The sequence below is a fragment of the Protofrankia sp. CiP1_Cm_nod3 genome (genome assembly GCF_982290655.1).
Genome location: NZ_CEVIVD010000123.1, coordinates 1 through 4,175 on the forward strand (window position 1 = coordinate 1; position 4,175 = coordinate 4,175).

A 4,175-nucleotide genomic window follows, 5' to 3' on the forward strand; every position below is an offset into this window, starting at 1 on the left:
GCCACGGCCCGGGTGCCGGGTGGGGGCACATCCCGGACGGCGCCCGCGGTGCCGTCGGCGGCAGGGCCGGCGCTACCAGGCGGATCATCGGCCCGCCCCCCGGCGACGGCTGGTGCGGTGGCGGGTATGACGGCCGGCGCGGTGGTCGGCGCGGCGTCCGTGGCCAGCGCGGCATCCCGGGTCACGAACCGGTGAGCGGCCGCCGGGAAGCAGCCGCCGCGCCCGCCGGCTTCGACCGGCTACGGTCGCGCAGCGCAGCGCCCCCACCCACGGCCCACGAGCGCTTTGCCACCCCGGTGGCGGTCGGCCGGGACGTCCACGGCAAGCGGGCGCTCTACAGCGTGGTGGGCAGCCCGGCCCCGCCGGTGGCCAGCGGACTGGACGTGCTGTGCTCCCGCTGCGGGCAGACGACCACGCTCCGGGCGCGCGAGGCGGTCGCCCTGCTGATCCCCAGCGTGCACGTGCCGGTGCCGCGGCTGCGGCACCGGTCCCTGGTGCGCTGCCCGGCATGCCGGCGGATCGCCTGGGTGCGCATCCGGCTGCGGGTCCACACCTCCGCCGAGCCCTGACAGGTCCGGTCGGGCGGCCGGCGGCGCGCTTCGCGTTCGGGATCCGCGCGTCCGCCGGGTTCTGACAGGACTGCGGGCCCGACAACTGACAGGCCCGTGACAGGCCCGACGATCACGCCGGCTGTCCGGCGTGATCGCGGTGTCGGGCTGACCCGGGCCGAGGTCCGCAGGCGGTCGTCAGGCTGACTCGGCCCGGTGCTCGATCCGGTCGTCCTGCCTGCCGGCGAGGTTCGCCTCCACGGCCGGTGAGCCGACGGGACGGCCGCGGTCGTCGCGCCGCCGGCGGCGCCGGCGCCGCCGAGGAGCCGGACCGGTCGCCGTGGCGTCGTCCGCACCGGAGCCCGGAGCCCCGGCATCGGTGTCCAGGATGCCGGTGTCCAGGATGCCGGTGTCCACGGCATCCGTGGCCACGGTGGGATCCGAACCGGTATCCGGCGCCGTCGGGCGCAGCGAAGCGGGCTCCAGGAACAGGGCGGCCCTGCTGATCGCCGGCCGTCTCCGCCCGCTGGCCCCGGCCGGGCGCGGTTCGGCCGCGGCCGGTCCGCCATCCGGTGCGCCGGGAAGTTCCACGGACGCTGCCGGGGACAGGGCTGGGACCGGGTCCGCCGGGGCTGGACGGGTGGGTGCCGGCCGCTGCGGCGCGGGCGCGTCCGCGTGGGCCGCCGGCCGCGCGTCGGTGGGCTCGTCGGCGGAGACCGCGACCACCGCGGCCACCGCCGCGCCGCCGCCACGGGTACGGCGCCTGGCCCGGGTCGTGCGGGCGGCGGGGAGCCGGCCGGCCGACGGCTCGGTGCGGGCCGCGTCCGCCCGGTCACCGGCCCGGCCTGGCCGCCGGCGCCTGGGGCGCCCGGTCTCCCCGAGGTCCTCGACCTCCTCGGCGGCGAGCCCGGCCCGGGTACGGGACGCCTGCGGCAGCACCCCGCGGACGTCCGCGGGGATGGACAGGGCCTCGAACAGGTGGGGGGACGTCGAGTAGGTCTCGACGGGCGTGTCGAAGGCAAGCCCCAGGGCCTGGTTGACCAGCGCCCACCGCGGTATGTCGTCCCAGTCGACGAAGGTCACCGCCACCCCGCTGCCGCCGGCCCGGCCGGTGCGGCCGATGCGGTGCAGATAGACGTTCTCGTCCTCGGGGCACTGGTAGTTGACCACGTGGGTCACCCCGCCGATGTCGATGCCACGGGCGGCGACGTCGGTGGCGACCAGCACATCGATCTTGCCGGACCGGAACGCCCGCAGCGCCTGCTCCCGCTGGCCCTGGGCGATGTCCCCGTGGACGGCCGCCGCGGCGAAGCCACGACCGGTCAGGTCGTCGGCGACCCGGTCGGCGGTGCGGCGGGTCCGGACGAAGACGATGGCCAGCCCCCGGCCCTCGGCCTGCAGGACCCGGGCCAGCACCTCGATCTTGTCCAGCGCGTGCGCGCGGAAGACGTGCTGGCTGATGTCCGGCACCGTGCGGCCCTCGTCGGGGTGCTCCGCGGTGACGTGCACCGGCCGCCGCATGAACCGGCGGGCCAGCGAGATCACCGGCGGCGGCATCGTCGCGGAGAACAGCAGCGTCTGGCGGATGTCCGGAAGCTGGGCGAGGATGCGCTCGACGTCCGGCAGGAAGCCCAGGTCGAGCATTTCGTCGGCCTCGTCGAGGACGAGCATGCGCACCGCCGTCAGCACGAGGGCGTTCTGGCGGGCCAGGTCGAGCAGCCGGCCGGGGGTGCCGACGACGATGTCCACACCGGCGCGCAGGCTTGCCAGCTGCGGCTCGTAGGCACGGCCGCCGTAGACCGGCAGCACCCGCAGCCCGCGGCCCGAGCCGGCACGGTCGATGTCGGCGGTGACCTGCAGGCACAGCTCGCGGGTGGGAACGACCACGAGCGCCTGCGGCTGCCCGCTGGCGCCCTCGTCACGGCTGGTCGCCTGCTGCGCGAGCGGGATACCGAAGGCGAGCGTCTTGCCGGTGCCGGTGCGGGCCTGCCCGATGATGTCGGACCCGGCCAGCGCCAGCGGAAGCGTCAGTTCCTGGATGGGGAAGGGGGAGACGATGCCCTTGACGCGCAGGGCCTCGACGATCTCTTCGCGGACGCCGAGGTCGGCGAAGCCGGGCGCCGGTGTCGTGGCCGGTGCCGTCGGGGCTCCCGGCTCGCCGGCGTCCGGGTGTCCCGCGGGATCTGTGGGGTCATCGTGTCGGTGTGTTGTGGTTTCGGCTGAAACGGACAGCGGGATGCTCCTGGTCTGCTAGAGGGCTGGAGACGGCGCGATCGTCCTTCGCTCGCGCCATCGAGGCCCAGGTCCCCGAGTCGCTATGAGCGGGATCCGACGCTGCACCCGCTCACGACATCTACCGGCGGGGTCCGCTGACCCGGAGTGGGGCGACGCCCGCGCGGGCCGGAAGTGGTCTTGGCAGCTCCCGGCTAATGATGAGGATAACCTGTGGGCTGCTCTCCGAGACATGTTCCGACACGATGACCTTCGGCAGGGTGCCGCGGCCCATTCCGTCAGATGCCGCAAGTGCCTGTGCCGTAAGGCGTCCTGGTCCTGCTTCCGGTCGGTGTATATCGGGCGGTTCGCCATGAGGACGATGCTGAGGTGATCCGATATGACGGACGGTACGGGTACCGGCCGGGCCGGCTTTCCGGCGCCGTCGACCGACGGGGACGGCGTGACCGGTGAGGCCGGCGGCTCCGACGCGGCGCGCGGCCCTGACCCGGAGGGCCGAAAACAGCCCGATCATGATTCGGCCGTCCTGGGAGGCCGGGCCCACGAGGCGGCCACCGCCGCGCCCGAGCCGCACCGTGACGTCCGGGCCCGTGACGTTCAGGCTCATGACGTTCAGGCTCATGACGTTCAGGCCCGTGATGCCCAGAATTCTGGCGCCGTCCGCGCGGGCGTGCCGGACGTCGCTGTCGTGGATCTGCTGGGGCTGCTCGCCTTCGGCGAACTGACCGCGTTCGAGCGGCTTGCCACGGACGCGCGGATGGCTCCCACCCTGACCGACAAGATCGCGCTGGCCGGCATTGCGGCCGCCGAGTTCGCGCACTTCGAGGAGGTCCGCGCCTACCTGCTGCGGGTGGGGGTCGACCCGGTGCGGGCCATGGAGCCGTTCGTGTCACCGCTGACGAACTTCCACAACCTCACCGCGCCCGCCGACTGGCTGGAAAGCCTGGTCAAGGTGTACGTCGGGGACAGCATCGCCGCGGACTTCTACCGTGAGATCGCCACCGTGCTCGATCCCGACGTGCGCGCGCTGGTCCTCGACGTCCTCGCCGACACCGGCCATGCCGCGTTCGCCGTGGGGCGGGTCCGGGCGGTGGTCGAGGCCGACCCGGCCGTGGCCGGCCGGCTCGCGCTGTGGGCCCGGCGGCTGATGGGGGAGGCACTGACCGAGGCGCAGCGGGTCGCGGTGGAGCGCAGCGCGCTCGCCGCCCTGCTGGACGGGATAGGCGACCTGACGGCGTTGGCGGAGCTGTTCAACCGGATCACCCTCGCGCACACGGCACGGATGGACGCGCTCGGGCTGTCGACCTGAGACGGCCCTGGCCGGGAGCCGGGCCCGCGACCTGAGACGGCCCCGGCCGGGAGCCGGACCCGCGACCTGGGACGCCCCGGCTACCC

3 protein-coding genes are annotated in these 4,175 nt (G+C 74.8%); 2 read left to right on the top strand and 1 reads right to left on the bottom strand.

The genetic code is table 11. The annotated features are described in order from the left end of the window. A partial coding sequence (locus AC5LUJ_RS18960; protein ID WP_493465399.1) for a hypothetical protein occupies positions 1–569 on the top strand: 569 nt, incomplete at its 5' end. 177 nt (positions 570–746) lie between these two features. On the opposite strand, the gene AC5LUJ_RS18965 is transcribed toward AC5LUJ_RS18960, so the two are convergent. Further along, complete coding sequence (locus AC5LUJ_RS18965; protein ID WP_493465403.1) at positions 747–2,633, bottom strand: DEAD/DEAH box helicase; 1,887 nt, start codon at positions 2,631–2,633, stop codon at positions 747–749. Between the two features lie 526 nt (positions 2,634–3,159). On the opposite strand from AC5LUJ_RS18965, the gene AC5LUJ_RS18970 reads away from it, so the two are divergent. After that, a complete protein-coding gene (locus tag AC5LUJ_RS18970; protein ID WP_493465400.1) occupies positions 3,160–4,089 on the top strand; it encodes a ferritin-like fold-containing protein in 930 nt (309 codons plus the stop codon). Positions 4,090–4,175: the final 86 nt, after the last annotated feature.